This window comes from Pseudoalteromonas sp. H103, assembly GCF_001469205.1.
Lineage (GTDB): Bacteria > Pseudomonadota > Gammaproteobacteria > Enterobacterales > Alteromonadaceae > Pseudoalteromonas > Pseudoalteromonas carrageenovora.
Genome location: NZ_LOFG01000014.1, coordinates 1 through 2,971, shown reverse-complemented (window position 1 = coordinate 2,971; position 2,971 = coordinate 1). Strand labels below are relative to the sequence as shown.

Here is a 2,971-nt window from a genome sequence, read left to right as displayed (position 1 = left end):
GACACAAACGGTTATACAGAAATGTATGTACCGTACTTAGTAAACAGCGCAAGCCTTTACGGCACAAGCCAATTGCCTAAGTTTGCAGGCGACTTATTCCACACATTAGGCCTAGTAAACGACGACGGTGAACAACAAGCTGGCTTTAGCTTAATCCCTACAGCAGAAGTACCGCTTACAAACAGCGCACGCGACGAAATTTACGAAGAAAGTGATTTACCAATTCGCTTAACTGCACACACGCCATGTTTTAGAAGTGAAGCAGGCAGCTACGGGCGCGATACACGTGGTTTAATTCGCCAGCACCAGTTTGATAAAGTTGAACTAGTACAACTAGTAAAACCAGAAGATTCTATGCAAGCACTTGAAGAGCTAACAGGCCACGCAGAGCAAATACTACAAGCACTAGAACTTCCGTACCGCAAAGTCATTTTATGTATGGGCGACATGGGCTTTGGCGCAGCTAAAACATACGACTTAGAAGTATGGTTACCGGCGCAAGATACCTACCGCGAAATTTCGTCTTGTTCAAATATGCACGATTTCCAAGCACGCCGTATGCAAGCACGTTTTCGCCGTGAAGGTGCTAAAAAACCAGAGTTACTACATACACTAAACGGCTCAGGTTTAGCGGTTGGTCGTACACTAGTTGCCATACTAGAAAACTACCAACAAGCGGACGGCTCAGTTTTAGTACCAGAAGTATTACGCCCATACATGGGTGGACTTGAAGTGATTGGTAAAACTTAAAAACGAGCTGCCAGTTTTAAGCTTTAAGTAGAAAAGCCGCTGTTTTAAATAAACAGCGGCTTTTTTGTTTTAAATGTCTTGTAAAAATATAACCTATGTTTGACTTTCAAATATTTTAGGTATTATAGTGTTTCTATAATAGGGGAAAGGAATTGTAAACTTAACCAAAGTTTTCAATCATATAGATTGTCATGGAGTACATTAATGGAGGCCGCAGTTGCTAAAGATAAGAATAACAACCTTACGTTAAAAATCTTCGAAGAATACTTACATAAAGATATCGATAAACCGACAGTTAATTTTAGGATGAGGACTGTTGGTCCCTCGAGACAAGGACCAATAAGAAAAATAAAAGTCCATAACGGTGCCCATGGAGCCACTTGGGCAAAAAGTACTATTAATAGTAGTTTAAGAACTATTAGTATAAATGTTTACCTCAATTTCAAAAAAAATAATTTAAGGGACGGTGACTATAAAAAGTTAAAAGGACTTGCTGTAGATGGAATCAAGAAATATTGGTCAAATAGTATTACAGTTGCAGGTGTTCGGTTTAACGTAATAGTAAACCCATTGCATAAAAACAGCGCAGATGCGATTCCTGTAGATCTAGAAATTGAAGAGACCCCAGATTATGGCCGTTCATCAAACCCTTCAATTTTAGGTATAGATGCAAGTTTTAAATACCAAAAAGGATCTAGAAAAGCTGGTATACCCGAAGAAATGATTAATGAAGAATTTAAATTGGTTTCTGCTCATGAATTCGGACATTCAATTTTAATGTATGTTGGAGGGATTAGTTTATCTTGGGGCCATAAAGGTAGCAGTAATACCCTTTTACAGAGTGTTAAATCATCTACTCCAGGCTATCCGAAAAAAGGTAAAATTGATTTAATGAGATACTATAATGAAACTAAAAATAATGCTGATATGAAACAACGTATCACAAACAGTATTGCTTTTGAAATTGATATTAAAAGGTTAATCTGGAGTTCTGAAATTGTATGGAAAAAATAAAAAACTCAGCGCTAGTGTTTTTATCAATATTTGTTCTTACTGCATGTTCAAGTACTTACTGGGCAAGTGTTAAAAATTCGACTGATGAACACTTATTATTAAAAGCGGTTTTTAAAAGCGAGTACGGAACTCAAGTGATGGAAATGCCTTTAAAATCAGGTGAAGTAAATGTATGGCAATATCAGCAGTCATCTACCGAAGCAAAAACAATGGATAAAAATTTAACTTCATTGGAAATAATTAGTAAAAGTGGCTGCCATATAGTTTTTACTAAAGAAGAGATTAGAAAAAAGGTAGAAGATACAATCCGGCAAATTGAGATACTTTCAAATGATTTAAATAGAGCATGCGTGGATTAAGAGGTTTACTACAGCACTTGCTCTTCATTATTACTACAGAGCTATAATCATTTTTTATAGAGAAAACGGGTGTTGTTATGGCCGATACAACGACAGACAAAATTTTAAATCAGGTTGCTTCTACTAAGTAAAATACTTAGTAGACACTATAAATGAAACTAGAAGCAATTAATTAACATCCTTAAATTTCTAACGCAAAACATACTAGGACCCACACAGACACAAACGGTTATACAGAAATGTATGTACCGTACTTAGTAAACAGCGCAAGCCTTTACGGCACAAGCCAATTGCCTAAGTTTGCAGGCGACTTATTCCACACATTAGGCCTAGTAAACGACGACGGTGAACAACAAGCTGGCTTTAGCTTAATCCCTACAGCAGAAGTACCGCTTACAAACAGCGCACGCGACGAAATTTACGAAGAAAGTGATTTACCAATTCGCTTAACTGCACACACGCCATGTTTTAGAAGTGAAGCAGGCAGCTACGGGCGCGATACACGTGGTTTAATTCGCCAGCACCAGTTTGATAAAGTTGAACTAGTACAACTAGTAAAACCAGAAGATTCTATGCAAGCACTTGAAGAGCTAACAGGCCACGCAGAGCAAATACTACAAGCACTAGAACTTCCGTACCGCAAAGTCATTTTATGTATGGGCGACATGGGCTTTGGCGCAGCTAAAACATACGACTTAGAAGTATGGTTACCGGCGCAAGATACCTACCGCGAAATTTCGTCTTGTTCAAATATGCACGATTTCCAAGCACGCCGTATGCAAGCACGTTTTCGCCGTGAAGGTGCTAAAAAACCAGAGTTACTACATACACTAAACGGCTCAGGTTTA

3 protein-coding genes and 1 pseudogene are annotated in these 2,971 nt (G+C 38.2%); all 4 read left to right on the top strand.

What is annotated here, in order from left to right:
• The coding region (serS, locus tag ATS74_RS09930; protein ID WP_082660582.1) for a serine--tRNA ligase at nt 1-750 on the top strand (750 nt) is incomplete at its 5' end.
• A gap of 204 nt (nt 751-954) precedes the next feature.
• Nucleotides 955-1,764: a hypothetical protein gene (locus tag ATS74_RS09925; RefSeq protein ID WP_058548755.1), complete on the top strand. Its 810-nt coding sequence runs from the start codon at nt 955-957 to the stop codon at nt 1,762-1,764.
• Nucleotides 1,752-2,123: a hypothetical protein gene (locus ATS74_RS09920; protein WP_058548754.1), complete on the top strand. Its 372-nt coding sequence runs from the start codon at nt 1,752-1,754 to the stop codon at nt 2,121-2,123. The genes ATS74_RS09925 and ATS74_RS09920 overlap by 13 nt, the downstream gene beginning before the upstream one ends.
• 209 nt (nt 2,124-2,332) lie before the next feature.
• Nucleotides 2,333-2,971 (top strand): annotated as a pseudogene (gene serS, locus ATS74_RS09915) (serine--tRNA ligase); the annotation flags it as partial.

What these genes read in the sequence shown, in the direction of transcription:
- ATS74_RS09925 (WP_058548755.1), top strand. Translation starts at nt 955, where the DNA reads ATGGAGGCCGCAGTTGCTAAAGATAAGAATAACAACCTTACGTTAAAA.
- ATS74_RS09920 (WP_058548754.1), top strand. Translation starts at nt 1,752, where the DNA reads ATGGAAAAAATAAAAAACTCAGCGCTAGTGTTTTTATCAATATTTGTT.